This window comes from Chryseobacterium oryzae, from assembly GCF_022811665.1.
Taxonomy (GTDB): Bacteria; Bacteroidota; Bacteroidia; order Flavobacteriales; family Weeksellaceae; genus Chryseobacterium; species Chryseobacterium oryzae.
Genome location: NZ_CP094529.1, coordinates 2,847,536 through 2,873,847, shown reverse-complemented (window position 1 = coordinate 2,873,847; position 26,312 = coordinate 2,847,536). Strand labels below are relative to the sequence as shown.

Below are 26,312 nucleotides of genomic sequence, written 5' to 3'. Positions count from 1 at the left end.
ATGCAAAGCATTCTCAACCAATTTTACACTTTAGATTCGTTTGAAAAAGACGAAAACGGTCTGTTTTCTGCTAAAATTTCATTGAATAAAGACCACGATATTTTCAAGGGACACTTTCCTGGAAATCCTGTAACGCCGGGGGTTTGCATGATGCAGATTGTAAAGGAACTGACGGAAGAATTCACCGGAAAATCTTTGTTTTTAAAATCGGCTTCCAATGTGAAATTTATGGCAATCATCAATCCTTTTGAAACGCCGGATTTGCTGGTACAACTTCAAATTTCTGAAAATGACGAGGAAGTTAAAGTAAAAAGCACGACCTCGTTTGGCGAGACTATTGCACTTAAAATGTCTGTTAACTATCGTAAATTGTAAGCTATGAAGTTTTTATTTTCAATCGTCGCAACTTTATTTTTGGTGTTTCAGGGTGGAGATCTGGAAGCTTTGAGAAATTCTTATTCTAAAGCCAATCTTTCTAATGAAGGCGCAAAAAACTTTATTGCTGTTGCCGATAAAACCACCTCTTCAGATCCAGTAATATCGGGTTACAGAGCGGCAGCTCAAATTTTGGAAGCCAAAGTAACTACTGAAAAAAATAAAAGAAAAACTTTTGTAAAAAGTGGTGCTTCTGCCCTTGAAAGTTTGATAAAGAACAATGAGAGCAATACAGAATTGCGTGTCATAAGAATGAGTGTGCAGGAAAATATCCCAAAAATTGTAGGCTATTCTAAAAACGTGAAAGAAGACAAAATATTTATCCTAAACAATTATTCCAAGCAAAATGCGGGTTTAAAAACCTACATAAGAAAATTCGCAATGCAGTCTAAAACCATGACGGCTGCAGAAAAAAATTCTTTAAAATAATGACACTCACGGAAGTTCAGAATGCAATCACGGAAAAGAAAATCTGCGTTCTTGTTCCTACGTACAACAATCACAAAACTTTGCGGAGGGTTTTGGATGGTATCTTAGAATACACCCGAAATATCATCGTCATTAATGACGGTTCTACAGATTCCACCTCAAAAATTTTAAGCAGCTATCACAATATTTCGGCAGTTCATCTTCCCCAAAACAAAGGGAAAGGAAACGCTTTAAAAACCGGCTTCCGTAAAGCCATTTCAGAGGGTTATGATTTTGCAATTACCATAGATTCGGACGGGCAGCATTATCCCGATGATATTCCTGTTTTTGTTCAGGCTTTGCTGGAAGAAGATGAGGAAGTTCTGCTCATCGGAAACCGAAATATGTCTCAGGACGGAATTCCTAAAAAAAGCAGTTTCGGAAACCGTTTTTCCAACTTTTGGTTTTGGTTCGAGACCGGCATTAAACTTCAGGACACACAATCCGGTTACAGGCTTTATCCATTAAATAAAATCCCCAAAAAGTATTTCACTCCGAAATTTGAATTTGAAATTGAAATCATCGTAAGAACGGCTTGGCGACACATTCCTGTAAAGAATGTCCCTGTAAAAGTCTTGTATGATCCGGCGGAACGGGTTTCTCATTTCAGGCCTTTCAAAGATTTTACCAGAATCAGCATTTTGAATACGATTTTGGTCTTGATTACTTTAGTCTATATTAAGCCACGAAACTTCATTATTGATTTAAGGAAAAAAAGTTTTAAACAATTCATTAAAGAAGATATTTTAGAAAGTGAAGGATCTAATCGAATTAAAGCATTTTCTATTGCTCTTGGGGTTTTTGTTGGGTTTTTACCGTTTGGAGGTTACCATACTTTATTAGTGATTTCGCTTTCGGTGGTATTCAAGCTCAATAAAATTCTTGCTTTTGTTGCATCCAATGTAAGTTTGCCTATTTTTCTTCCTTTTATTATCGTAGCCTCATTATTTCTTGGCTCGCCTTTCGTTGCCAATGATAGCGACATTTTCAACAAGGAATGGAATTTTGATCTGGTAAAAAATAATGTTCTGCAATATATTATTGGAAGTTTAATTTTAGCTGTTACCATGTCTTTAATTTCTGGAGTTGCTACTTTTCTTTTTTTGAATAAGGTAAGTCCGGATAATGAACGGTTATAATTTTCTTGAAGCTAAAAATTTAAACACATAAAAAAAGCACTCTCTGTGGAGTGCTTTTGCTTTTTATTTTTTTATGTATTCTTTCTGAATAACCGAAACAGCAGGAAAGTGATCGCTATAACCTCCTGTGAATCTATCGCCATCCCAAGATCTGAAAGGATAGCCTTTAAACTGTCCTTCTTTGTTTATTAAATAAGAAGGAGCGTAGATTTCAGCCTTAAAAATACTGTAAGTAGGGGTTATTTTTTCGGTTGAATATAAATTCTGAGAAACAATGATCTGATCGAATAAGTTACCAGAATCTCTATAAGCCAAAGAGGCAACACCAGCTTTAAACAGTTTGTACATTAGATTATAATACGGTGTTTTTTCTGATAATTCTGAAGGGCTTCCAACAGCACCTAGATATTTCTTTAAACTCGGACTTACCGGATCGTCGTTAAAATCTCCCATGGCAAATAATTTAATTCCCGGGTTTTCTGCGGAAATTTTATCCATTTCGTTTTTCAAAACCGTAGCGGCTGCATTTCTTTTTGCCTGAGAAACAGCTTCTCCTCCTCTACGAGAAGGCCAGTGATTCATAAAAACAGCAATTTTTTCACCGTCTAAATAGCCGATAGCTACGAGGACATCTCTGGTGTATTCTCTTCTGCCTTCTTCATTGAAGATTTTTATTTCCTTAGTATAAGAGTTTTCTAAAGTAAATCTGCTTTTCTGATAAATAATGGCGATATCTATTCCTCTCGAATCATAAGAATTGTAATGTACTATGCCATAATTGCTCTTTGCCAAAGCAGGCTGTTTGATGAGGTCCTGAATTACCTGTCGGTTTTCTACTTCTATCAGTCCGCAGATTACTGGGTTATCGTTGGTATATTGTCTTCCTAATTCGGAGATTACTTTTGCCTCATTGGCAAGTTTTTGATTATAGTATTTAGAACCCCATCTTTTTGGGCTTTTTGCAGTAAAATCATCTGCAAGAATCTGTTTTCTTATTACTTTTTTTCCAACCAAGTTTTCGTTGCTCCATTCACCGGTGTATTCTTCTGTTGTTTCAAGATACTTCAATGAATCTACAGGTACACTTCTGTGAAATTTTGGGTTAGAAAATGGTACTGTTCCGTCTATGTAATCTGCAGATACAATAGTATCCCATAAGTTTTCAACATTCAGAAAAGCAACAGCTGCTCTTTTTACCTGTTTCTGCTGAGAATAACCCACAAGAAACCACAATATGGCAAAAACTGACAATAATTTTTTCATGATATTATTAAATTCAAAAAATTGAGGGCTTAAAATTACACTTTTTTAAAATAAATAATAGATTAAATTATTTTAATAAATGATTTTTTCATTTAATCCATAAAAAGGGAGGATTGTTGTGATAATTGCGAAGTGTTAAGAATAATTAATAGAATAAAATGCTAAAAATGTTTTACTTAATGAAAATAATACTAAATTTGTTGCCCCTTAATAAAATAAGGTTTTAAAAATAAGTTTATTATGATTAAAAAACTATCCCTAATCTCTTTGTTTACTTTGCTCCCTGCATCGTATTACTACGCTCAAACTACTGTGTATGCGTATGTTAAAGGTCAGGACGGTAAGCCGGTTGAGAGAGCAGAGGTTGATCTTGAACAATCTGTAAATGACGTTACCGCAGACAAAATTGGTTATTTTCAGTTTGTAGATTTAATGCCTGGGCATTATCTTATTACCATTAATAAGCCAAACTTCGAATCTAAAACAGTTGAGTTTGATGTAACTGCAGATGAAAAAAGAAAAGACTTAGGTGTAATTGTTTTGAACAACAGTGCAGCAACCGATGCGGGCGTAGTTGTTATAGACGATTCTGCGGGTGATACCGAAGACGGAGGAAGCTCCATGCAGCCAACGGTTGGTCTTTTAAGCTCTGGAAGAGATGCATTTCAGAATGTTTCTGCTTTTGAATTGGGAGCTTATTGGTTCAGACCGAGAGGGGTAGATTTGAGATTTGAAGACGTTATTTTCAACGGAGTTTCTATGTCTAAAAGCGACGATGGGAAAATAGACTTCAGCAACTGGGGTGGTCTTAACGATGTTACAAGATATCCTTATGAGAATGTAGATAATATTACACCATCAGAATACGCTTTTGGTAACCTTGGTGGAGTTGTATATTATAATACAAGAGCATCATCATTCAGAAAGCAGACTTCACTTGCGTATTCATTTACGAACAGAAGCTACCTTCACAGAGCGATGGCAACGTATTCTTCTGGTCTTACTAAAAATGGATGGGCATTTACGCTTTCCGCAAGCCGAAGATGGGGAGATAAAGCAATTATTGATGGTGTTTACCAAGATTCTTATGCTTATTTCGGGGCAATTGAGAAGAAATTCAGTGATAGACACTCCATCAATTTAACAGGATTTGGTTCTCCTACTTACAGAGCCTCTAATGCTCCTAACACTCAGGAAGTTTACGACCTTATGGGGAAAAACTATAATTCATTCTGGGGATGGCAAGATGGTGAACAGAGAAATTCAAGAATCAGAAAGGTTTTTGAACCAATGTTTATGCTTACAGATTATTTGAAGTTAGGGAAATCCTCTAATTTAATCAATACAGTTTCTTACCAGATAGGAAGTGATGCAAGAAGCAGATTAGACTGGTTCCACGCAGCTGATCCTAACCCGACTTATTACCGTAAAATGCCTAGCTATGGTCTTTTAACTGCGGATGAATTCAAAGCACAGTCACAAATCGACTGGAACAGCCTTTACATGGCAAATTATCTGAATCTTAACGATATGAACGGTAAACCGAGAGGTGCTGTTTACAGTTTGGTTGAAGATGTAAATAAGGATAAAACATTCAACTTCTCTTCTCACTTCGATACTCATTTGAAGGATAACTGGAAATTGAATATCAACTTTAATTATCAAAATTTAAAATCGGATAATTTCAGAAGAATCAAAGATTTGCTGGGAGCTAATTTCGCCTATAATCTTAATGCTTTCAATAACGATGCAAAATATAATGCCGATGATGATAATGTAGAAAGAAGAGTAGGAGACAGAACACAGTATTCTTACATGTTTACAAGAAATCATTATTCATTAAATGTTTCTTCTGAAGTAGATTTCAATAAGTTTAATGTTGTTGCGTCTATTTTCAGTTCATATTCAGAATCTCAGAGAAATGGAGACTACAGAAGTGGTATTGCCAGATTTGCTGATAACTCTAAAGGAAAAAGTGCCGTTTATGACGCTTTAGATGCAGGTTTGAAAGCGAAAATTACGTATAAAATAAACGGTAAAAACTTTATTGTTTACAACGGTGCGTTTTTCAGCTTAGCTCCAACTCTTAACGAGATTTACATTAACCCAAGAATGGTAGATTATGTAACTCCGGGAGTTAAAAATCAAATTATTAATTCTAATGATTTGAGTTACATTACCAGAGGACAGATTTTGAAATTGAGAGTTACAGGTTTCTATACCACCATTAGTAATTCTACCGAAATTGCAAGATACTATGCAGATGTAACAGATGCAGTAGGAACATCTTTAAATACGCTTGTAAATGAAGCCATGACTGGTGTAAACAAGAGATATATGGGTGTAGAAGTTGGTTATGATGTTAAAATTACGCCAACCATTAATGCGATCGGTGCTGCAAGTATTGGAGAATACAAATTTACTTCTAATGCTAATGTATCTTCTTTTGATGACCTTAACGGTTTCCGAGGTGAAGAATTTTGGAAAGGACAGGCTAATATTAAAAATTATAAGGTAGCCGGAACACCTCAGAAAGCATTTTCTTTTGGATTAAAATATAACTCGCCTAAATATTGGTGGGTTGGTGCTTCTGCCAATTATTTAATGGATCAGTATCTGGATTTTTCTGCCTTAAACAAGACTCCATATATGTATATAGATCCTAATACGAATGATCCTTATCAGAATGTTACACCAGAACTTATTCAGCAATTAACTGCACAGAAGAAATTCGATGATCAGTTTATGTTGAATGCCAACGCTGGTAAGTCTTTCCTTTTTGGAAAATTCAGAATGGGAATAAGCGTTTCTGTTAACAATATCTTGAACAACAGAAATTATGTAACCGGAGGTTTTGAGCAAGGAAGAAATGTTTCTTTCCCGGCAGCTCTTGCAGATTCTGCAAAAGAATACCCTGCATTCGGACCAAAACTTTGGTATGACAGAGGAAGAACATTCTTCACAAATGTTTATTTTAGATTCTAATATTATAAAAATGAAAAAATATAATTCCATTTTAAAATATATTTTCGTGATGATTGCGGCTCTAATTATATCGGGCTGTGTACACGATGATAAGTATGATGATCCCAATCTTGCAGGAGTACAGTGTATTCAGGATTTTACTGCAAATACTTCTTTGAAAGAATTGAGAGAAAAATATACTCTCAATAACCCGAATAACAATGCTTATGTATTTCCAGCGGATAATACACCCAACGATCCTTCAGACGATTTGTATATTCAGGGATATGTAAGTTCAACAGATGAAACAGGAAACATCTATAAAACCATTTATATTCAGGATGCTTTAAAGGATCCTACCCATGGTTTTACCATAAGTGTAGATGCAGTAAGTACTTATACCAAGTTTCCTCAAGGTTCTAAGATCTATGTGAAAATTAATGGTCTTGCTGTTGGTGTTTATGGTGGAGTAGTTCAGTTAGGAGTAAAAACAGGTGCAGAAAACCAAAACAGTGCTGTATCTCGTATTCCGGAAAAAATGATTCCACAAACTATTTTCAGATCTTGTAATATAAGAGGACAAATTGTTCCTAAAATTATGACTTCTTCTCAGATGATTTCTGTAAACGATAATATGATTGGCTGTTTAATTCAAATGGATAATGCAGAATTCGATAATAAAATTTTGTGTACCAATTTTGCACCAAGCGGTGTTACTGTAGACAGAGCTATTAGAGATAATACTTCAGGTACTGCAAGAATTGTAAGAAACAGTGGTTATGCTTCATTTGCCAATCAGACACTTCCTTCAGGTAACGGTAAGTTTGTAGGAATTTACAGCAAATATAACAGCACTTATCAGTTGTACATTAATAAGGTTACAGATCTTGAGATGACAAAATTCCCAAGAATTGATGGAATTACAGCTGATCCTTGCCAATACAGCGATAATGGTTTAACACAGAAAACGGTTGCTGAAGTAAAGCAATTAGCGTCTAGTGCATTAACGCCTATTACTAATGATTTTGTTTTAAAAGCTAAAGTTATTGCTAACGATAAATCTTCCAACCTTTTCAAATATATTTATGTTGAAGATGCAACTGGAGGTATCAGAATTAATATTGATAAAACAAATTTATACAACGATCCTAGATTTGTTGTTGGAAAAGAAGTTTACATTAAATTGAATGGTCTTTACGTAGGTGCTGTTTCAGGAGAAATTCAATTAGGATCTCCATTTGGAGCTGTAGTAGGAAGAATTGCTGAGACGGATGTATATAAATACTTTTTCGATTCTAAAAAAGCAACTACTGCTGTTGTACCAACAGAGAGAACAATTAACCAAATTGGTATGGCAGATGTTGGAAGATGGGTTAAAATTAAAAATCTTCAGTTTATTGAAGGAGATTTAGAAAAAGTATATGCATCAGGATCTCCAACCAATAGAACTTTGGAAGACTGTTCTGGGAATAAAATTTTGTTGAGAACCAATAATAATGCAGATTTTGCCGGACAGGTTATAGAAGCCGGTAAGGGTGATGTATATGGTGTTCTAAGTGTATTTAATGGGACTTACCAACTTTTGATTACAGATGTTTTGGGAGCAGATTTAGACGATCCAAGATGTGATGGTTCTGTATATGTACCACTTCCTGTTTTGTACAGCGAAAGTTTTGCAGCTGGAGGATTTAATGCAGATTGGACAACTGTAAATGTTTTAGGTGCGCAGGTGTGGACAACTTCTAACCAAGGAAACCAGTCTAATTATTATGCAATGATGAATGGTTTTGCAGGAGGAAATAATGCAAATGAAGACTGGCTTATTTCTAAGTCTGTCAGTTTAGTTGGTAAAACTAAAGCAGCGGTAAGTTTTACAAGTGATGTAAGATATAATGGTAATGCATTACAGGTTTATGCAACAGACAATTTTACAGGAAATGTTGCTACTACAACTTGGGTACAGCTTCCTGCCACTTTAGATACCAATAATGCTGCTTTTGGTGATTGGGTAAGTTCTGGGAATGTAGACTTGTCTGCTTTTCTAGGAAAGAATGTAAGAATTGCATTCAAATATACCTCTACAACTTCTGCGGCAGCAACTTGGGAGATTGATGATTTTAAAATCAAAGGACAGTAATATTTTACTGAATAAATACTAAAAAGACGAACAGCAATGTTCGTCTTTTTTTATTGTCAAAATAACAGATTTTTGCATGTTTGTGGTATTAATTAGATGGATGTCCTTTTTAATCATAATACTCAAAAATCAACAGGCTTTTGTCATTCTGGAAGAATGTTGATATTATGAAATATAACGTTTTTATTCCTACAGAACGACAATGATAATGCAGAAAATAATTTATTGCTGATTGCGGAGAAATAGTTTAATTAAATTTTTTTTTGATTATTTAATAATCTGAGTTTAAGAAATGATTTTGTTTTTGATGAAAATAGTGAGATTCTTCTGCTTGAATCTTTTCCGATACCAAAATATTTCTTTATTCCTCTTTGGGATAAAATGATTATGTTTTGAAAATCAAATATTGAAGATTTTCCTTATCGGAAATTTATATTAGTTTGGTTTTCGACTAATTTCCCCTTTTTTTCGGATGATTTTTCAGTGGCAGGTTTCAGGATTATGTTTGTGGTTAGGATCTGTATTGGTACAGTTGATGTCATGCTCAGGAGAAACCTTCATAGCTGCTTTTTTGGGAGAAACGTAAGGAATACCCAGTTCTAAGCCTCGAATAATAAAAAGTCCGCCCAAAATAATCATCACAATAGGAATAAACTTTAAAATTTTCTGTCTGAATGCCTGGCTCATCAGGTTTCCCACCAAAACTACCGTAAACATAAAAGGAAGAGTTCCCAATCCAAATAAAGTCATATATAAAGCTCCCTGCCAAACTCCGCCACTTGCCAAACTTGCAGTAAGTGCCATATACACCATTCCGCATGGTAAAAACCCGTTAAGTATTCCGGTAGTGAATCTTGAACGGTAATCTGATTTCTGAAGCAGTTTTCCTAGGTTTAATTTAACCTTAAAAAGAAATTGAGATATGAATGGAATCTTCGAGGCGAAGTCTTTACCGCCAAACGAAAATAAAGCCATGATTATAAGCAAAACTCCAACAGTAATGGTTAAGTACCGCTGAAATCCCGCCATTTCAAATCCTTCTCCCACAATTCCCAGAATTGCACCTAAAAATGCATACGTGAAAATCCTTCCCAATTGATAGGTAAGATTCTGTAGATAGTAATTGGTCGCTTGCTTTTTGGTTAAACCCATTGATAATGCAATGGGACCGCACATTCCGATACAGTGAAATCCGGATGCGAAGCCTAAACCAATTGCAGAGATAATCAATGCTATTTCCATATCACATCATAGTCGAGTCTATAATCGGTTTTATCTTTTACCCAACTTAGTCTTAGGGTATAGTTTCCTGGTTTTAAAACTGAAGCAGGTATCGTAAAAGCGTTATTGGCATCTAATTGAACAGATTTTTTGATGTCTAAATTTTGGTCATCAGATCTGTTTAGAACAAAACTCACCTTAGTATCCGAATTTTTGATGTCTTTAGGGAAGGTTAATGTTATTCCGTTTTGAGCTTGAGAATATTTAGGTTTTTCCTGCAATTTATCTGCACGGTTTTTAGCATCAATTACAGATTGATACTGAAGCTCTTCTTCATAGTAATGTTCTGTAACCATTTCAGAATTTTTTTGTCCGTTAGGAAATAAAAATAACATGGCTAAAATAAATATAATAAAAGAGGCTAAGGCTACAACAATACCATGTCCCCAAGTGAAATTTTTCATAATTTTTTCTTTAAAACTGTAATTTAAAAGGTCCTTCGAAGTAAGTTTGGTAAGAGTCTACTAATTTTCCTTTCATATCATAAACCCCGATTGTGATGTTTTGTTTCGACAAATTCATTTCAGCTTCTGGAAAGCTGATGCTTATGGTTCCCTTAGCAATTTTATCTCTTTCAACGGTAATGGTACTCGAACCACTGAAATTAATTTCTGCGTGGGAAGGATCAATTACTTTTACGGTAACAATTTTTTTATCGTTGGTTTTATTTAAGAATGTGTAATTGTAGGTATTGGTAATTTTACCATCTCGTACGAAGAATGTACTTCCTGCCGGTTTAATGAATTTTGCTTCCATATCTCCTCTGTTGTACAGAAGAAATCCTAAAAATCCTACCAATAGTGCCAATACTATGGCAAAACCTTTCATTCTTCCTGTAAATTTAAAAGGTATTTCTTTTTCAATTTCATTTTCAGAAGCATATCGGATAAGACCTTTTGGCAATCCTACTTTATCCATTACTTCATCACAAGCATCAATACAGGCAGTACAGTTTACGCATTCCAGCTGTTGTCCGTCACGGATATCAATCCCGGTAGGGCAAACCACTACGCATTGCAGACAATCTATACAATCTCCTTTTCCTGCAGCTTTTCTGTCTTCGCCTTTTCTCCATTTAGAACGATTTTCTCCTCTTTTAAAATCGTAAAAAACGTTGATGGTATCTTTATCTATCAAAACTCCCTGTAGTCTTCCGTAAGGGCAAACCAAAGTACAAACCTGCTCCCTGAACCATGCAAATACAAAGTAGAAAGCAGCCGTGAACAAAATCATTACCATAAAGTTTGTTGGGTTTGCAAAAGGTCCTTCGGAAATGATTTTTAAAACCTCTTCATATCCCACAATGTACATAAACATAAAATGGGTTATAATGAGAGATATAATGATGTAGATAGACCATTTAAGGCTTCGTTTCCATATCTTTTCGCTGTTCCATTCCTGCCTGTCGAGTTTCATTTGCTTATTGCGGTCTCCTTCTATTGCAAACTCTATTTTACGAAATATAGATTCTAAAAAAATTGTCTGAGGACAAATCCATCCGCAGAAAATTCTTCCGAAAGCAATCGTAAACAAGATGATGAATATAAGAGATGCAATGGCACCCAGTGTAAGTATAAAGAAATCTTGAGGATAAAATGGTTGTCCAACGATAAAAAATTCTCTGTCGATGACATTGAACATAAAAAATGGGTTGCCATTAATTTTTATAAAAGGTATTGTAAAATATACCAGCAATAATACAAAACTTACAATATTTCTGTAATTGGTATATTTACCTTTTGGTTTTTTAGGAAAAATCCATTTTCTTTTACCGGACTGTTCCATTGTGCCTATAGAATCTCTATAAGTCTCAGGATCTAAAACCTGGCCTTGTCCACCGCGTGCGGCTTCATTCTCTGTTTTTGACATTTCAAACTAGTTTTAAAACGAAAAAACATAATTCGTTACTATTTTTATCTAATAACAAATTATGTTTTTTCATATATTTTCTAAATTTTAATTACTTTTTTTCCCAATGAGCTTCTGTACCGTATGGAGGAGCTCCTCCTTCAGCAGGCGTAATTGGTTTTTTAAGCTGATTAATTGAGTATACATAAGCTGCAACATTCTGAATGTCGTTTCCTGTAAGTACACCGTTTTTCCCCCAAGCCTGCATGGCTGTTCCGGTAACACCGTTTTCCACTACATGAAATACATTTTTGAATAAAGTTTTTTCAGGTTGATTGTGCCAATAATTATCAGTAAGGTTAGGACCAATTCCTCCTTTACCTCCGTCTGAGTGACAAGATACACAGTTGGTTTTGAAAACTTCTTCACCGGCAGCAATATTATCTTCAGAAAACTCTGCAGTTTCAATAGTTACAGGTGGCTGTTCTTCCATGTACTTTTTAACGCTGGCTTCCTGTTCTTTGTATTCTGCATCATATTCTTTAAGTGGATGTGCAAAGTCTGTAAAAGAGAATGCAAAAATGTATACTACACAGAAAACAGTTCCAAACCAGAATAAACCGATCCACCATTTTGGAAGCTGATTATCTAATTCCATAATCCCATCGAACCCGTGGTCGATAAGAATATCTTTTTCTTCAGTTTCAGATTGCTTTTTGAAGGCAGCCATGTACTGTCTTTTTAAGAAAGGTATTTTCTTCTCAGCAAGATAAGCTGCTTTTTCACCGTCTGATAACTTCCCGAAATTTTTGTTTTCGATTAAATCTCCAATTGCACTGTGAATGTAGGCCAAAATTGCACCAATTATAACAGTACCCCAGAAATAAAGTGAGGAAAAAAACGAATAGTCTTGTACAAATAAATAATAGAAAACAATTAAAAGTCCCGTTATTATTAAAATGTTTACAAAAACTGGTGTTCTTTGTTTCATAATAAAATAGTTTAATTTTTTAAATTGAAATCATCCTCATCATCTCCAAGCGGAGCATGTTCTTCTTCCTTATAATATTTTTTAGGTCGGCTAAAAACATAAATTATAAGACCAACGAAAAACAGCATAAAGAATATCAGAGCCAATGTTTGGTAAAAACCAGCGTTGTCTGTATTGGATAATATGTCTTTAAAGTTTTGCGGAATCATCAGTAACTTTTTAAAATTTAGTTAGTACTTGCTGTTTTAATTTCAGTTGTTTTAATATCTGTACCTAATCTTTGTAGATACGCAATTAAAGCAACTATTTCTTTCTTCTCAAGTTCACCTTGTGGTCTTTTCGCATATGCACTCTTCAAATCTGCTGCTTGTACAAATATGTCTTTTACAATTTTTGCTGCCTGATTATCTGCCCACTGATTTGCGGTGTCAATTTCAGCTTTTGTATAAGGTACGTCATAAACCTGCTTCATGAAAACAATTTTGTCAACCATTTTAGATCTGTCTAAATTATTAGCAATTAACCAAGGGTAACGAGGCATGATAGAACCGGCAGATGTAGATCTTGGATTAAACATGTGCTTATAATGCCAAGAACTTGGGTTTTTCCCTCCTTCTCTGTGCAAATCTGGTCCTGTTCTTTTAGATCCCCAAAGGAAAGGTCTGTCATATACAAATTCTCCAGCTTTAGAATACTGTCCGTTTTTACCGTTAAATCTTACGATTTCATCTCTAAAAGGTCTTACCATTTGAGAGTGACAAGCATTACAACCCTCACGGATATATAAATCTCTACCTTCTAACTCAAGTGGTGAATAAGGTTTTACAGCAGAAATGGTAGGTACACTTTTCTTTAGTGATAGAGTAGGGATGATTTCTACCATACTTCCTACAGAAATAGTAAGCAATGATAATATGGTTAATAAAGTTGGCATTCTTTCCAACCAAAGGTGGAATCCTTCTCCTTCTTTTCTCTTATTTCCAATATTTGCCAATGCAGGAGCTTCGGCAGGAACTTCTTTTTGGAATGATCCTTTTCTAATGGTCTTATATACGTTAACAACCATTAATAATCCTCCAGTAAGATAGAACAATCCTCCAACAAATCTCATTTTAAAGTAAGGAATGATTGCTGTTACAGTATCAAGCCAGTTTTTCCACAATAAAGTTCCGTCCGGATTAAACTGCTTCCACATCAAACCTTGTGTAAATCCTGAAATATACATTGGGACAGCATAGAAAATAATTCCTAAAGTTCCCAACCAGAAATGCCAGTTAGCCAATTTTACAGACCATAGTTTCGTTCTCCACATAACAGGTACCAAGTAGTAAATAACTCCAAAAGCCATGAAACCATTCCATCCTAAAGCTCCTAAGTGAACGTGACCAATTACCCAATCCGTAAAGTGTCCGATTTTATTAATGTTTTTTGTTGCTAATAATGGACCTTCAAATGTTGCCATACCGTAGCAAGTAACAGCTACTACAAAGAATTTTAGAATAGGATTATCTCTTACTTTGTCCCAAGCTCCTCTTAGAGTTAATAATCCGTTCAGCATTCCTCCCCAAGACGGTGCAATAAGCATGATAGAGAACCCGGTTCCTACTGCCTGTGCCCAAGCTGGTAAAGCAGTATATTGAAGGTGGTGAGGTCCCGCCCAAATATATACGAAAATTAAAGACCAGAAGTGAATAATTGATAGTTTATACGAGAAAACCGGTCTGTCTGCCGCTTTTGGTAAAAAGTAATACATTAGACCAAGTACCGGAGTTGTTAAAACGAAAGCAACTGCATTGTGTCCGTACCACCATTGTACAATGGCATCTTTTACACCAGCGTATGCAGAATAAGATTTCCAACCTGTGAAAGACAAAGGAACTTCTAAATTATTGAAGATATGAAGCATTGCAACAGCTACCCAAGTTCCCAGATAGAACCAAATTGCAACATAAAGGTGCCTAACTCTTCTTTTCTTTATCGTAAGGAGCATATTTACCCCGAAAATAACCCATGATATAGCAATAAGTATATCGATTGGCCACTCATGTTCTGCATATTCTTTAGAAGTGTTTATCCCCATAAAGAATGTAATGAAAGTAGCAACAATCATAATTTGCCACGTCCAGAAATGAATCCAAGAAAGTGTATCACTATACATTCTTGTTTTCAGTAATCTTTGTAAAGAGTAATAAACTCCTACGTAAACGATGTTACATACGAATGCGAAAATTACCGTGTTGGTATGTAGCATTCTGATTCTTCCGAAGCCTAATGCACCATTCGTATTAATTAAACCTTGTATGTTTCCTGACGCCAGACTTTTGATTGTTTCGTCATCAGTCCCGAACAAAAATTCAGGAAGCTCAGGATAGAAAAGCATCAATGCTGCCGTAAGTCCGAATACAAAACCAATGATCCCAAAGACTATGGTTGCGTATAGGAATGCACGAACAATACTGTTGTCATAACTAAACTTTTGTGTCTCCATATTAACTATTCACTTTTTTCTTCAAATTTATTATTATCTCCTTTTTTATCGTTTTCGTTGCTCGAAACGGGATTTTCTTCTTTGATTTCATCAGAGTCAAAGAGGATTCTTACAGCCGGAGATTCGTCGTCCTCAAACTGTCCTTTTCGGGCATACACTATAAAAACGACCAAAAAAACGGCAGCTAATGAAACGCTGCATAAGATCATTAAATATAGAATATCCATCTGGCAACAAAATTAACCTATTTACGGGGTTCAAATTTAGTGAAAAATAATGACTTTCATCACAAATTAAGGGTTTTGAATAATTTAAAATTAATCTAAATAAGCGATGTTAAGCAGACTTTTTAAAGTGTTTTTTACCCAAAATCCATGTTGAGACTGTAGTAAATGTTATTACAGATATAGAACTTATCGGCATGATAATCGCGGCAAATAAAGGACTCATATTTCCGGTTACTGCAAAGCTCAAACCAATAATATTATAAAGAAAACTGATTACGAATGTAGATTTTACAATGTTGATAGATCCTTTGCAAACACTCAGATAATCATTTAGTTGTGTTACTTTTTCGCCATTTATAATAACGTCTGACGATGGGGTGAAGCTGTTGCTGTCGTCAGAAATGGCAACACCAACATTGCTTTGTTTTAGAGCGCCTGCATCATTAAGTCCGTCACCTAACATCATTACTTTCGATCCGTCATTCTGAAGGTTTTGGATGTAATCCAGTTTGTTTTCTGGGCTCTGGTTAAATGCCATTGCGCTGCAGTTCGGAATGATTTTTTTAAGCTGATCTTCTTCGGAAGAATTGTCTCCGCTTAAAATAAATATTTTGTAATGGGTAAGTTTTGTAAACAGCTTTTTAAGATTTTCTCGATATTCATTCTTGAAAATAAACTTTCCTAAAAACTGATTGTTTTTACTTACATAGACGGCGGTTTCAAGATTTTTAGATTCCTGATCGTTGTATTTTGCAGAACCAATCTTGTAAATATTTTCTCTTACATTAGCAGAATAGCCTTTGCCTGAAATTTCTTCAAAATGATCAACCGGGAAATATTCATCCTGAACATTGAGAAATTCGTAAAGTGATTTAGAAAGTGGATGGTTGGAGTTTTTAACTAAAGTTTTAATGTTTAACAAGTCAAACTCCTGAATTTCAGAACCTTCGTATTCTATATTGGATTTCTTTCTATGGGTGATTGTTCCTGTCTTATCAAAAACCAGCGTGTCTACTTTTGCTATTTTTTCTATTGTTAAAGTATCTTTTACATAAAATTTATTTCTGCCCAAAATCCTCATTATATGCCCGAAAGTAAACGGAGAAGATAATGCTAAAGCGCACGGACACGCAATAATCAGTACAGCAGAAATAACTTGAAACATCGTTTCCAAATCAATAAAATACCAATAAGTTCCGGAAATAATGGCAATTCCTAAGATAATAAATGTGAAATATTTACTGATGTTATTGATGAGCGTATCCAGCCCTGTTTCATGTTTCTTGAACGCTTCTTTATTCCATAGCTGGGTGAGGTAACTCTGGTCTACGTTTTTAATTACTTCCAGTTCTAAAGAGGATCCTATTTGCTTTCCGCCTGCAAAAATCTTGTCTCCCGGATTTTTAGAGATACTTGCACTTTCGCCGGTAATAAAGCTGTTGTCGATATTTCCTTTTCCGTTAATCAAAATAGCATCTACGGGAATAATTTCCTGGTTTCTAACCAAAATTCTGTCTCCAATTTTTATTTCGGAAAGAAGGATGTTGTCTTGTTTTCCGTTAAAATCGACCTTTGTAACAGCAATTGGATAAAAAGATTTGTAATCTCTGTCGTAGGAAAGCGAGCTGTAGGTTCTTTTTTGAAACATTTTTCCTAAAAGCATGAAAAATAAAAGTCCGCACAAAGTATCAAAATATCCAGGTCCGTAATCTGTGGCAATTTCGTACACGCTTCTACTGAATAATACAAAAATTCCCAGAACAATAGGGACGTCAATATTCACTATTTTATTTTTCAAACCATACCACGCAGATTTGTAATAATCTGATGCAGAATAGAATACTACAGGAATGGAAAGAATAAACATTAATATTCTGAAAAGACCTTTGTAATGCTGCATCCAAACATCTTCGCCACCAATATATTCTGGAAAAGCGAGAAACATTCCGTTTCCGAAAGCAAATCCTGCAATTGCAAGTTTTACCAAAAGAGATTTGTCTAAATTTTCTTCACCTTTATCTGCGGTTTCAAGGCTTATTGCAGGTTTATAACCTAAATTGGTGAGAAATTTTGCAACATCACTCAGCTTGAGTTGGTTATGGTTGAAAGAAATCTGAAGTGTTTTTCTTGTAAAATTAACCTGAGAATAATTGATGTCCGGGTGCAAAGTGTGTAGGCTTTCTAACAGCCAAATACAAGAAGAACAGTGGATTACCGGTATTTTAAATGTTACAAGACTCGTATTACCTTCAGAAAAATCGGTCAGTCTTTCAAAAATTTCAGGTGTGTCGAGATAATCAAATTGAGAAGCATCATCATCAGAAGGACGAATTCCTGCCTTTTTGTTCAGTTCGTAAAAATTACTAAGATTATTGGTATTCAGAATTTCATAAACAGATTTGCAGCCTGTACAACAGAAAATTTTTTCATCGAAAGAAATTCTTTCCTTTTCTATCTCTTGTCCGCAATGAAAACAGTTCTCGCTCACCTTCATAAATTATTGACTTACAAAATTATAACATTTTTTTTTGTTTATCGGGTTAAAATGTTCTATTTTTGTGATAAATGTCATAAAAATGCCGCAAGAACAACAGATAGCCATTGAAGAAAGATTTGCTAAAATATTTAATGATGAATCATTCCGAGAAAGGCTGAATACCGAAGATTTTGAAAAATATATTAATGCTAAGAAAAAATTCAGTTTTGGAAAGCATGACGTTATTTTCGAAGATGGTGAAACGCCAAAAGGTGTTTTTGTTTTGGAGAAAGGTGCGGCGAAACTCTCAAAATCGGGTGCATTTGGTAAAGATCAAATTCTTAGGTTTATAAAAGAGGGAGATATTATCGGTTACCGGTCTTTGCTTTGCGGAGAAAATTTTCAGGCAAAAGCAGAAGCAATGACGGATATTGAAGCTACTTTTTTACCTGCAGATGTATTTATGTACCTTCTTGAAGTAGATTCTCAGCTTTCTTTTGTAATGCTTCAGAAAATTTCTTACGAACTTGGAGAATCTTCTAATACGATTACATTTTTGGCGCAAAAAACTGTTAGAGAACGACTTGCAGAGATTTTATTGCTTTTGGAACAGAAATTAGGAACCGATCCTGAAGGTTTTATAAAAATTTCGTTAACGAGAGAAGAAATAGCAAATATTATTGGTACTGCCACAGAAAGTGCTATACGGTTGATTTCTGAATTTAAAGGAGATCATCTGATTGAGGTTGATGGAAGAAATATTAAAATTCTGAATCACGAAAAACTAATGAAACTGGGGCACGTAGTTTTGTAGATAACAAATGATGGTTGATTGGTTAAATCAATCATTATTTTTTTATACACAAAATCTGGCAGAACAGGAAAGTTCATTTATCATACTTATTACTCATTTATTATATTATGTCTGTACATTCTGAAATTAAAAAAGTTACGACTGAAACCTTACGAAAAATGAAGTTCGATAAGGAAAAAATTACCATGCTTACCGCTTACGATTTTACCACGGCGAAAATGGTCGATGCCGGAGGAATTGATGCTGTTTTAATTGGAGATTCCGCAGCAAATGTAATGGCAGGTTTCGAAACTACACTTCCTATAACTTTGGATCAGATGATTTATCATACACAAAGTGTTGTAAGGGGTATAGATAGAGCTTTGGTTGTTGCAGACCTTCCTTTTGGTACCTACCAGAGTAATCCGGATAAAGCATTGGAGTCTGCTGTAAGAATGATGAAAGAAGGTGGAGCTCACGCTGTAAAAATAGAAGGCGGAAAAGAAATTTCAAAATCTATTAAAAAAATTATTAATGCCGGAATTCCTATTATGGGGCATTTGGGATTAACGCCACAGTCTATTTATCAGTTCGGAACTTATAAAGTAAGAGCTAAGGAAGAAGCTGAAGCTGAAAAACTGATTAGCGACGCGAAATTACTCGAAGAGCTTGGTTGTTTTGCGGTGGTTTTAGAAAAAATACCCGCAGATTTGGCTAAAAAGGTTACCGAAAGTATTTCAATACCAACCATCGGAATCGGAGCGGGTTCCGATTGTGACGGACAGGTTTTGGTATATCACGATATGGTTGGGATGAACAAAGGTTTTTCTCCTAAATTTTTAAGAAGATATTTAGATTTGTATACAGAAATTACCGGAGCGGTTTCGCAGTTTGTAAAGGATGTGAAAACTTCAGATTTTCCTAATAAAAACGAAAGCTATTAATGAGAAATAATTTACAGGCAGCACAAGGAATACTTTCTATCTTAGCGATCATCTGTATTGCTATAGGTTGGTTAAATCTATTTTCTGAGAGTGTTAACTCACTTATATCCGGTAGGTTATTTTATATTCTGATAGGGTTGAGTTTTATCTTGCAGGCACCATTGCTGATTAATACTAAATTTAAATATCCGATGTATGCAGCCGCTACGTTATGTATTATCGGAGCATTTTTACCATTAGATTCCAGCTTTTCTTACATGAAAACTGTAGGATTGTTTGGTGGAGTGATTATTTCGTTTACCAACAGATCTGCTGTAAGATAATGTAAAAAAATTCCATTAAAGATATTGCATAAATAGCTTTAATGGAATTTTTTTTAAATCAGTTCTTCATCCTGAAAATACTGAATAATAGCTTTTTTCATTAAAAGCTGCTGTTCGTTGGGCTTCAATTCCGGAAGTTTTTCGACTTCTTCAAAATGAGGATAGCCATCATCATCGTAATGTGAAAATTTAAAATATCCGAAAGGCTCCAACAAACGGCAAACTGCGATATGAAGGAGGTTTACTTTATCATCTTTGGTATATTTCTGCTGTCCGCTTCCTAATTCCTGCACTCCGATTAGAAAAAGATATGTTTCTATAGGTGCATTTTTTTCAGTTTCGAAATTTTCGCTGAAAAAGTGTTCTATTTTTTGCCAGTATTCTGCTTCGTTAATCATAATTGGTATTTGATAAATGATGATTGATGAAAGTTCTTAATAATAATTTTAAAAATTTAATTTTTTAATTATTGCCTTTTATCAATCATTAATAAAAATGCATATTCTAGTGCGTCTTCCTTTAAAGATTCGAATCTTCCGCTTGCTCCTCCGTGCCCCGAACTCATATCTGTTTTGAAAATAAGGATGTTGTCATCGGTTTTCAATTCTCTCAGTTTGGCTGTCCATTTTGCGGGTTCCCAATATTGAACCTGAGAATCGTGGAAGCCGGTTGTTATGAGAATATTCGGGTAATGTTTTGTTTCCACATTGTCGTAAGGCGAATATTCTTTCATGTAATGGTAATATTCCTCATCGTTGGGATTTCCCCATTCATCGTATTCTCCGGTGGTTAAAGGAATAGTTTCGTCTAACATGGTGGTAACAACATCCACAAAAGGAACTTGTGCAACAACCCCGTTGAATAGAGTGGGTTCGTAATTCATTACTGCACCTACCAAAAGTCCGCCTGCGCTTCCGCCCATCGCATACAAATGTTTCGGTGAAGTGTAGTTTTCCTCAATTAAAAATTTTCCGGCATCAATAAAATCAAAAAAAGTATTTTTCTTGAATAACATTTTACCGTCTTCATACCATTCTCTTCCCAAATATTCTCCTCCTCGTATATGAGCAATGGCATATATGAAACCTCGGTCGAGAATAGATAATCTCACATTCGAAAAACTGGCATCCACAGTATGACCATAGCTTCCGTAGCCGTATAAAAGAAGTGGTGTTTCTGCAGATTTTTTGGTGTCTTTATGATAGACAAGAGAAGTTGGTATTTTAGTTTCTCCATCCCGAGAATTTGCCCAAATTCTTTCGGAAATATAGTTTTCCGGATCGAATTTTCCTCCCAAAACTTCCTGCTGTTTCAGCATTTTGGTTGTTTTGTCTTTCATATTGTACTCGTAGGTAGTACTTGGTTTTGTAAGAGAAGTGTACCCGTAGCGAAGGATTTCTGTGTCAAATTCCAAGTTAATTCCGATATAAGCGGTATAAGTAGGATCGGAAAAATTCAAATAATGAGATTCCTGATTTTTTTCGTCAATAATTTTTATCTGAAGCAAACCTTCTTCTCTTTCTTCAAGAACCAGATAATTTCTGAAAATTTCAAAACCTTCCAATAAAATTTCCGGTCGGTGCGGAATAACATCTACCCAGTTTTCCATTCCGCAATGGTCTATTTTTGTTTTTACAAGTTTGAAATTGGTAGCATCATCGGCATTTGTAATAATATAAAATTCATCTTCGTAGTGTTCCACAGAATATTCAAGATCGTCTATTCTGGGCTGAATTACTTTCCAGTCTGCAAAAACATTATCTGCCGGAATAAAATGATGTTCATCTGAAATTGTGCTTGAACTCGCCATGAAGATATATTTCATGGATTTCGTTTTGAAAACATTTACATCAAAAGTTTCATCCTCTTCATGAAAAATGAGTACATCTTCAGAAGAATCGGTTCCCAATCTGTGTCTGTAAACTTTATATGCACGAAGACTTTCATCTTTTCTAATGTAAAAAACATGCACATTATCGTTTGCCCAAACTGCTTTTCCGGTAGTATTTTCTATCGTGTCAGGAAGTATTTCGCCGGTTTTTAAATCTTTAAAATTAAGATTGTAAATTCTTCTTCCCACATTGTCGGAGGAAAAAGACGCAAGATTATTATCTGGACTTACGGCAACATTAGCTACTTCGAAGAAATCCTGTCCATCGGCAAGAATATTTACATCAATAATTATTTCCTCTTCATGATCGAGAGATTGATGTTTTCTGCAGAAAATAGGATATTCTTTTCCTTCCTCGTATCGTACAATATACCAGTAGCCATTAAAAAAATAGGGAAGAGATTCATCATCCTTTTTGTAGCGAGCTTTCATTTCTTCGTAAAGTTCTTCCTGCAACTGCTCTGTATCTTTCATGACAAAATCTGCGTATGCATTTTCTTCTTCCAGATATTTAATTACATCGGGGTTTTCTCTTTCATTCATCCAGAAATAAGCATCGTTTCTTTTATCATCATGCATTTCCAGTATTTTTTCTATTTTTTTTGCCTTTGGAGGTTTCATCTATGTAAATTCTTGTTCAAATGTAATTAAAAAAAAACCATCTTACCTTTTGGGAGCAAGACGGCTTAATTGTGTGAAATTTTTAGCTTTATTTATGTAAAGCTTTAATATATTTTTCCAATGCCATAGTCATGGAAGGTGTTTCTTTTGTAGGAGCCATTAAATCTACTTTTAATCCTGCTTCTTCAGCCGCAGCAGAAGTGGTTGGTCCAAAAACTCCAATTTTGGTATCTTCTTGTTTGAAATCTGGAAAGTTTTGCTGTAAAGATTTAATTCCTTGCGGACTGAAAAAAATCAACATATCGTATTCCTTTATGTTGATGTCGGTAAGGTCGCTGCAAACGGTTCTGTACATAATTGCTCTCGTCCATTCTACATTGGATGCCTCCATTGTTTTTACAATATCCGGACTTAAAACGTCTGAAGATGGCAGTAAATATTTTTCGGCAGGAAATTTTTTGAAAAGAGGCAATAGATCTGAGAAATTCTTCTCACCAAAGCTAATCTTTCTTTTTCTGTATACAATATGCTTTTGAAGATAATTGGCAATGGCTTCCGATTGGCAGATATACCGCATCGTATCGGGAACTGCAAAGCGTAATTCTTCAGCAAGTCTAAAGTAATGGTCTATCGCATTTTTACTGGTAAAAATAATACCGGTATACTGCGTAAGATCTATTTTTTGTGTTCTGAGTTCTTTATTGTCTACACCTTCTACGTGGATAAACGGGCGGAAGTCAATCTTTATTTTTTCCTTCTTCGCAATTTCCATATATGGAGAAGACTCACTCGGCGCTGGTTGAGAAACCAATATTGATTTTATTCTCATCTGTACTCTATTAAATAAATAATAACTTCCATAGCATCAGAATTGGTGCCATTTGGAGCGTGCAAATATACAAAAATTTATAATACCATTTTTGAGGTAATATGTTGTTTCTGTGAAACAAATAGAAAAACAGTTTGAAAATGAATACGAAACCAAAGAAACAGAGATAGTAAACAAATGCTCTATTTCTGTCGATAGGGAAATAATAATGTGCAACACAGAGAATTATCATCAAGATAGAAAAAATGAAGTAAAACTTGGTCGCTGTAAAATAGAAAATACTCCATTTTTTGCCATCGCCTATAGACTGATAAAGTAAATAACCTAAACAGGATCTAACTAGATAGAATAAAGAAACTACAATTAAAGTATATCCTATTTTATTAAGCTGATAACCAAAAGGCTGAATTTCTGCAACGTATTTCGGAACAAAAGGAATGTACTGTGAAACCAATACACTAAAGCAAGATACTGTTATTACCGATGTGATAATCCAACTCGGGAAATTGTTGCTTGCATCGTAATATTTCTGAAGCAGAAAATCTTTTAAATTCGCTTCACGTTCTACCACATTCATCATAAAAATATAAAGAAACAGGCACACAACTATAATAAGAACAACCCAATCGTTATTTTCGGGTATTCTTACTTGGTTTACAAAATTCTGGGTTGATGGCAAAAGAAATTTTTTGCAAAATTATAGATTATTTTGTATAAAATAAAAAACTTAAATAAACTATCTTTGCAAACTGAAATGAAAAAACTTGTCATAATTCCAACTTACAACGAAAAGGAAAATATAGAATCTATAATTTCTGCAGTTTTTGCATTGGAAGATGATTTTCATATTTTGGTGGTAGACGATACTTCTCCCGACGGAACCGCAGATTTGGTGAGAGCTTTGCAGAAAGATTTTCCGCATTATCTTCATTTGTCTGTAAGAAAAGTAAAAGATGGTTTGGGCAAGGCTTATATTCATGGTTTTACATGGGCTATAGAAAATCAGTTCGATTATATTTTTGAGATGGACGCCGATTTTTCTCATGATCCTAAAGATCTTCCAAGACTTTTTGAAGCTTGTAAAAATGCAGACATGGCAGTGGGTTCTAGGTATTCTAAAGGAGTAAATGTGGTTAACTGGCCTATGGGAAGAGTACTGCTTTCATATTTTGCTTCAAAATATGTGAGATTTATTTTAGGATTGCCCATACACGACACGACTGCAGGATTTGTATGTTTTTCAAGAAAAGTACTTGAAGAAATAGGGCTGAATAATGTTAGGTTGAAAGGATATGGGTTTCAAATTGAAATGAAATTCAGAGCTTTCAAAAAAGGGTTTAAAATTGTTGAAGTTCCCATTATCTTTACCAACAGAATTTTGGGCGAAAGTAAAATGAACGGAGGTATCATCCACGAAGCTGTATTTGGAGTCTTAAATTTAAAATGGAAATCTTTAATCAACAGATTGTAAAATTCAGGATAGATTTCCTAACTACGATTTCAAGCTGAAAAAATAATTCCAATATAAAATAGCAAGATTTATATTTGTACTAAGTTCTTCAAATATTTAAAATCAACAAAAATGATCTGTCTGTACATAATTTTAAAAACAAAAAAAGGAAGTTGATGAAGAAGTTTATAGGTTTTTTTATCTTTTTGTTTGTTTTATCCTGCACGGAATATGTTGATAAGCCTAAAAATCTTGTCAGTAAAAGTACAATGGCAGAAATTATTGCTGAAATGGCAATCAACGATCAAATTATGTTTTTGTATCCGGGGAAAAGTTTGGAAAGCGAAACCCGTTTTATTCTGAAATCCCATAACATTAAAACTGCAGATTTTGTCGAAAGCTACAAATATTACGTTATTAAACAGGAAATGAGAGGTATTGTAGAAGATGCCCAGGAAATTCTTAAGGATAAAGATCCAAAAGCTGCAGAGAAAATTGAAAAAGAATCTGAACAGATTATTAATAAAGAGCTGCCTACTTTAGAACGTAGGTAATTGATGTTTTGCCGAGTTGTAAAATCCGGTAAACAATGATAAAAGTAATAAAATGAATTTTTTTAATATAGAGAAAACCTCAGAAGGAAAAGCGAGAGCGGGAGTTTTATCTACCGATCACGGAAGTATTCAAACGCCTATTTTTATGCCTGTTGGTACTGTTGCGAGTGTAAAAACGGTTCATCAGAGAGAAATAAAGGATGATGTAAAGGCGCAGATTATTTTAGGAAATACCTATCATCTCTACCTTCGTCCAGGAATGGAAGTAATGCAGGAAGCGGGAGGTTTACATAAATTTATGAACTGGGATCTTCCTATTCTTACCGATTCAGGAGGTTTTCAGGTGTTTTCACTTTCTGGAAGTAGAAAAATGTCTGAAGAAGGGGTTAAATTCAAGTCGCATATAGACGGAAGTTATCATTTATTCACGCCAGAAAAATCAATGGAAATCCAAAGACAGATTGGAGCCGATATTTTTATGGCATTCGATGAGTGTGTTGCATATCCGTGCGATTACAACCAAGTGAAACTTTCTATGGAAATGACGCACCGTTGGTTGAAGAGATGCATAGACTGGAATGAGAAAAATCCTGAACTTTATGGTCATAAACAAAGATTTTTTCCAATTGTACAAGGTTCCACATTTTCAGATTTAAGAAAAATTTCTGCTGAAGTAATTGCCGAAGCAGGAGCAGAAGGAAATGCAATTGGAGGACTTTCTGTGGGAGAACCAGAAGAAGAAATGTACAGAATTACCGATGAGGTTACCGATATTTTACCAAAAGAGAAACCTAGATATTTAATGGGAGTAGGAACTCCTTGGAATATTCTGGAATCTATTGGTTTGGGAATTGATATGATGGATTGTGTAATGCCTACCAGAAATGCAAGAAATGCAATGCTGTTTACTTGGCAAGGTGTTATGAACATGAAAAACGAAAAATGGAAGAAAGATTTTTCTCCGTTGGATGAGTTTGGGACAAGCTTTGTAGATCAGGAATATTCTAAGGCATACGTAAGGCATTTATTTGTATCTAAAGAATATCTTGCAAAGCAGATTGCATCAATTCACAACCTTGCTTTTTATTTGGATTTGGTAAAAGTTGCAAGAGAGCATATTTTGGCGGGAGATTTTTATCAGTGGAAAGATTCTGTAGTACCTGTACTCAGACAAAGGCTTTAGAAACTAT

24 protein-coding genes are annotated in these 26,312 nt (G+C 34.8%); 11 read left to right on the top strand and 13 right to left on the bottom strand.

What is annotated here, in order from left to right:
- The 3 genes from MTP08_RS13055 to MTP08_RS13045 are packed head-to-tail and all read left to right on the top strand — an operon-like array spanning window position 1 to window position 2,042.
- The gene (locus MTP08_RS13055) at window positions 1-375 is read left to right on the top strand and encodes a hotdog family protein (protein ID WP_243576309.1); all 375 of its coding nucleotides are present in this window, start codon (window positions 1-3) and stop codon (window positions 373-375) included.
- A 3-nt stretch (window positions 376-378) separates the two neighbouring features.
- Window positions 379-864 carry a hypothetical protein gene (locus tag MTP08_RS13050; RefSeq protein ID WP_243576308.1) on the top strand — a complete coding sequence of 162 codons (486 nt, stop codon included), beginning with the start codon at window positions 379-381 and terminating at the stop codon, window positions 862-864.
- Complete coding sequence (locus MTP08_RS13045; protein WP_243576307.1) at window positions 864-2,042, top strand: DUF2062 domain-containing protein; 1,179 nt, start codon at window positions 864-866, stop codon at window positions 2,040-2,042. Before MTP08_RS13050 ends, MTP08_RS13045 begins: the two co-directional genes overlap by 1 nt.
- A gap of 63 nt (window positions 2,043-2,105) precedes the next feature.
- On the opposite strand, the gene MTP08_RS13040 is transcribed toward MTP08_RS13045, so the two are convergent.
- Complete coding sequence (locus MTP08_RS13040) at window positions 2,106-3,305, bottom strand: endonuclease/exonuclease/phosphatase family protein (protein WP_243576306.1); 1,200 nt, start codon at window positions 3,303-3,305, stop codon at window positions 2,106-2,108.
- A gap of 240 nt (window positions 3,306-3,545) precedes the next feature.
- On the opposite strand from MTP08_RS13040, the gene MTP08_RS13035 reads away from it, so the two are divergent.
- Together MTP08_RS13035 and MTP08_RS13030 are read left to right on the top strand one after the other, a co-directional pair.
- Window positions 3,546-6,290, top strand: coding sequence for a TonB-dependent receptor (locus MTP08_RS13035; RefSeq protein ID WP_243576305.1), 2,745 nt, complete (start codon window positions 3,546-3,548; stop codon window positions 6,288-6,290).
- A complete protein-coding gene (locus MTP08_RS13030; RefSeq protein ID WP_243576304.1) occupies window positions 6,244-8,406 on the top strand; it encodes a DUF5689 domain-containing protein in 2,163 nt (720 codons plus the stop codon). The genes MTP08_RS13035 and MTP08_RS13030 overlap by 47 nt, the downstream gene beginning before the upstream one ends.
- Window positions 8,407-8,886: 480 nt before the next feature.
- On the opposite strand, the gene MTP08_RS13025 is transcribed toward MTP08_RS13030, so the two are convergent.
- From MTP08_RS13025 to MTP08_RS12990, 8 genes are all read right to left on the bottom strand, one after another.
- On the bottom strand, window positions 8,887-9,648 hold the full coding sequence (locus tag MTP08_RS13025) for a sulfite exporter TauE/SafE family protein (protein WP_243576303.1): 762 nt from the start codon (window positions 9,646-9,648) through the stop codon (window positions 8,887-8,889).
- Window positions 9,639-10,091 carry a FixH family protein gene (locus MTP08_RS13020; protein ID WP_209388540.1) on the bottom strand — a complete coding sequence of 151 codons (453 nt, stop codon included), beginning with the start codon at window positions 10,089-10,091 and terminating at the stop codon, window positions 9,639-9,641. Before MTP08_RS13020 ends, MTP08_RS13025 begins: the two co-directional genes overlap by 10 nt.
- Window positions 10,092-10,101: 10 nt before the next feature.
- Window positions 10,102-11,556: a cytochrome c oxidase accessory protein CcoG gene (ccoG, locus tag MTP08_RS13015; RefSeq protein ID WP_243576302.1), complete on the bottom strand. Its 1,455-nt coding sequence runs from the start codon at window positions 11,554-11,556 to the stop codon at window positions 10,102-10,104.
- Window positions 11,557-11,647: 91 nt separating this feature from the next.
- Window positions 11,648-12,526 (bottom strand): c-type cytochrome, encoded by an 879-nt coding sequence (locus tag MTP08_RS13010; RefSeq protein WP_209388538.1) that lies wholly within the window; start codon window positions 12,524-12,526, stop codon window positions 11,648-11,650.
- 11 nt (window positions 12,527-12,537) lie between these two features.
- Complete coding sequence (locus MTP08_RS13005) at window positions 12,538-12,735, bottom strand: cbb3-type cytochrome oxidase subunit 3 (protein WP_209388537.1); 198 nt, start codon at window positions 12,733-12,735, stop codon at window positions 12,538-12,540.
- A gap of 17 nt (window positions 12,736-12,752) precedes the next feature.
- Window positions 12,753-15,014, bottom strand: coding sequence for a cytochrome-c oxidase, cbb3-type subunit I (ccoN, locus tag MTP08_RS13000; RefSeq protein ID WP_243576301.1), 2,262 nt, complete (start codon window positions 15,012-15,014; stop codon window positions 12,753-12,755).
- A 5-nt stretch (window positions 15,015-15,019) separates the two neighbouring features.
- Complete coding sequence (gene ccoS / locus MTP08_RS12995) at window positions 15,020-15,241, bottom strand: cbb3-type cytochrome oxidase assembly protein CcoS (protein WP_209388535.1); 222 nt, start codon at window positions 15,239-15,241, stop codon at window positions 15,020-15,022.
- A 109-nt stretch (window positions 15,242-15,350) separates the two neighbouring features.
- Window positions 15,351-17,729 (bottom strand): heavy metal translocating P-type ATPase, encoded by a 2,379-nt coding sequence (locus MTP08_RS12990; protein ID WP_243577760.1) that lies wholly within the window; start codon window positions 17,727-17,729, stop codon window positions 15,351-15,353.
- Between the two features lie 88 nt (window positions 17,730-17,817).
- On the opposite strand from MTP08_RS12990, the gene MTP08_RS12985 reads away from it, so the two are divergent.
- The 3 genes from MTP08_RS12985 to MTP08_RS12975 all read left to right on the top strand — a co-directional run bounded on the left by MTP08_RS12985 (window position 17,818) and on the right by MTP08_RS12975 (window position 19,777).
- A complete protein-coding gene (locus MTP08_RS12985) occupies window positions 17,818-18,531 on the top strand; it encodes a Crp/Fnr family transcriptional regulator (protein WP_243576300.1) in 714 nt (237 codons plus the stop codon).
- A gap of 107 nt (window positions 18,532-18,638) precedes the next feature.
- Window positions 18,639-19,454 carry a 3-methyl-2-oxobutanoate hydroxymethyltransferase gene (gene panB / locus MTP08_RS12980; protein WP_243576299.1) on the top strand — a complete coding sequence of 272 codons (816 nt, stop codon included), beginning with the start codon at window positions 18,639-18,641 and terminating at the stop codon, window positions 19,452-19,454.
- Window positions 19,454-19,777 carry a hypothetical protein gene (locus tag MTP08_RS12975; protein WP_243576298.1) on the top strand — a complete coding sequence of 108 codons (324 nt, stop codon included), beginning with the start codon at window positions 19,454-19,456 and terminating at the stop codon, window positions 19,775-19,777. The genes panB and MTP08_RS12975 overlap by 1 nt, the downstream gene beginning before the upstream one ends.
- Before the next feature lie 53 nt (window positions 19,778-19,830).
- Here MTP08_RS12975 and MTP08_RS12970 read toward each other — a convergent pair whose 3' ends face one another.
- From MTP08_RS12970 to MTP08_RS12955, 4 genes are all read right to left on the bottom strand, one after another.
- Window positions 19,831-20,175 carry a hypothetical protein gene (locus MTP08_RS12970; RefSeq protein WP_209388530.1) on the bottom strand — a complete coding sequence of 115 codons (345 nt, stop codon included), beginning with the start codon at window positions 20,173-20,175 and terminating at the stop codon, window positions 19,831-19,833.
- A gap of 68 nt (window positions 20,176-20,243) precedes the next feature.
- Window positions 20,244-22,289, bottom strand: coding sequence for a S9 family peptidase (locus MTP08_RS12965; RefSeq protein ID WP_243576297.1), 2,046 nt, complete (start codon window positions 22,287-22,289; stop codon window positions 20,244-20,246).
- 88 nt (window positions 22,290-22,377) lie between these two features.
- A complete protein-coding gene (locus MTP08_RS12960) occupies window positions 22,378-23,118 on the bottom strand; it encodes a uroporphyrinogen-III synthase (RefSeq protein WP_209388528.1) in 741 nt (246 codons plus the stop codon).
- A 10-nt stretch (window positions 23,119-23,128) separates the two neighbouring features.
- Window positions 23,129-23,797, bottom strand: a complete 669-nt coding sequence (locus tag MTP08_RS12955; protein WP_209388527.1) for a DUF4271 domain-containing protein — start codon at window positions 23,795-23,797, stop codon at window positions 23,129-23,131.
- A 75-nt stretch (window positions 23,798-23,872) separates the two neighbouring features.
- Between MTP08_RS12955 and MTP08_RS12950 the strand changes: the two genes are divergently transcribed.
- From MTP08_RS12950 to tgt, 3 genes are all read left to right on the top strand, one after another.
- On the top strand, window positions 23,873-24,589 hold the full coding sequence (locus MTP08_RS12950; RefSeq protein ID WP_243576296.1) for a polyprenol monophosphomannose synthase: 717 nt from the start codon (window positions 23,873-23,875) through the stop codon (window positions 24,587-24,589).
- Between the two features lie 155 nt (window positions 24,590-24,744).
- On the top strand, window positions 24,745-25,122 hold the full coding sequence (locus MTP08_RS12945; protein WP_243576295.1) for a DUF4296 domain-containing protein: 378 nt from the start codon (window positions 24,745-24,747) through the stop codon (window positions 25,120-25,122).
- A gap of 52 nt (window positions 25,123-25,174) precedes the next feature.
- Window positions 25,175-26,305 carry a tRNA guanosine(34) transglycosylase Tgt gene (gene tgt / locus MTP08_RS12940; protein WP_243576294.1) on the top strand — a complete coding sequence of 377 codons (1,131 nt, stop codon included), beginning with the start codon at window positions 25,175-25,177 and terminating at the stop codon, window positions 26,303-26,305.
- Window positions 26,306-26,312: the final 7 nt, after the last annotated feature.

Excerpts from the sequence above, each read along its gene's own strand:
- MTP08_RS13010 (WP_209388538.1), bottom strand. The coding sequence starts at position 12,526 with ATGAAACAAAGAACACCAGTTTTTGTAAACATTTTAATAATAACGGGA.
- MTP08_RS12985 (WP_243576300.1), top strand. The coding sequence starts at position 17,818 with ATGCCGCAAGAACAACAGATAGCCATTGAAGAAAGATTTGCTAAAATA.
- MTP08_RS13055 (WP_243576309.1), top strand. The coding sequence starts at position 1 with ATGCAAAGCATTCTCAACCAATTTTACACTTTAGATTCGTTTGAAAAA.
- ccoN (WP_243576301.1), bottom strand. The coding sequence starts at position 15,014 with ATGGAGACACAAAAGTTTAGTTATGACAACAGTATTGTTCGTGCATTC.
- MTP08_RS12945 (WP_243576295.1), top strand. The coding sequence starts at position 24,745 with ATGAAGAAGTTTATAGGTTTTTTTATCTTTTTGTTTGTTTTATCCTGC.
- MTP08_RS12965 (WP_243576297.1), bottom strand. The coding sequence starts at position 22,289 with ATGAAACCTCCAAAGGCAAAAAAAATAGAAAAAATACTGGAAATGCAT.
- MTP08_RS13050 (WP_243576308.1), top strand. The coding sequence starts at position 379 with ATGAAGTTTTTATTTTCAATCGTCGCAACTTTATTTTTGGTGTTTCAG.
- MTP08_RS13040 (WP_243576306.1), bottom strand. The coding sequence starts at position 3,305 with ATGAAAAAATTATTGTCAGTTTTTGCCATATTGTGGTTTCTTGTGGGT.
- MTP08_RS12970 (WP_209388530.1), bottom strand. The coding sequence starts at position 20,175 with ATGATTAACGAAGCAGAATACTGGCAAAAAATAGAACACTTTTTCAGC.
- MTP08_RS13020 (WP_209388540.1), bottom strand. The coding sequence starts at position 10,091 with ATGAAAAATTTCACTTGGGGACATGGTATTGTTGTAGCCTTAGCCTCT.
- MTP08_RS12950 (WP_243576296.1), top strand. The coding sequence starts at position 23,873 with ATGAAAAAACTTGTCATAATTCCAACTTACAACGAAAAGGAAAATATA.
- ccoS (WP_209388535.1), bottom strand. The coding sequence starts at position 15,241 with ATGGATATTCTATATTTAATGATCTTATGCAGCGTTTCATTAGCTGCC.
- MTP08_RS12975 (WP_243576298.1), top strand. The coding sequence starts at position 19,454 with ATGAGAAATAATTTACAGGCAGCACAAGGAATACTTTCTATCTTAGCG.
- panB (WP_243576299.1), top strand. The coding sequence starts at position 18,639 with ATGTCTGTACATTCTGAAATTAAAAAAGTTACGACTGAAACCTTACGA.
- MTP08_RS13005 (WP_209388537.1), bottom strand. The coding sequence starts at position 12,735 with ATGATTCCGCAAAACTTTAAAGACATATTATCCAATACAGACAACGCT.
- MTP08_RS12960 (WP_209388528.1), bottom strand. The coding sequence starts at position 23,118 with ATGAGAATAAAATCAATATTGGTTTCTCAACCAGCGCCGAGTGAGTCT.
- MTP08_RS13025 (WP_243576303.1), bottom strand. The coding sequence starts at position 9,648 with ATGGAAATAGCATTGATTATCTCTGCAATTGGTTTAGGCTTCGCATCC.
- ccoG (WP_243576302.1), bottom strand. The coding sequence starts at position 11,556 with ATGTCAAAAACAGAGAATGAAGCCGCACGCGGTGGACAAGGCCAGGTT.
- MTP08_RS13035 (WP_243576305.1), top strand. The coding sequence starts at position 3,546 with ATGATTAAAAAACTATCCCTAATCTCTTTGTTTACTTTGCTCCCTGCA.
- tgt (WP_243576294.1), top strand. The coding sequence starts at position 25,175 with ATGAATTTTTTTAATATAGAGAAAACCTCAGAAGGAAAAGCGAGAGCG.
- MTP08_RS13045 (WP_243576307.1), top strand. The coding sequence starts at position 864 with ATGACACTCACGGAAGTTCAGAATGCAATCACGGAAAAGAAAATCTGC.
- MTP08_RS13030 (WP_243576304.1), top strand. The coding sequence starts at position 6,244 with ATGACAGAGGAAGAACATTCTTCACAAATGTTTATTTTAGATTCTAAT.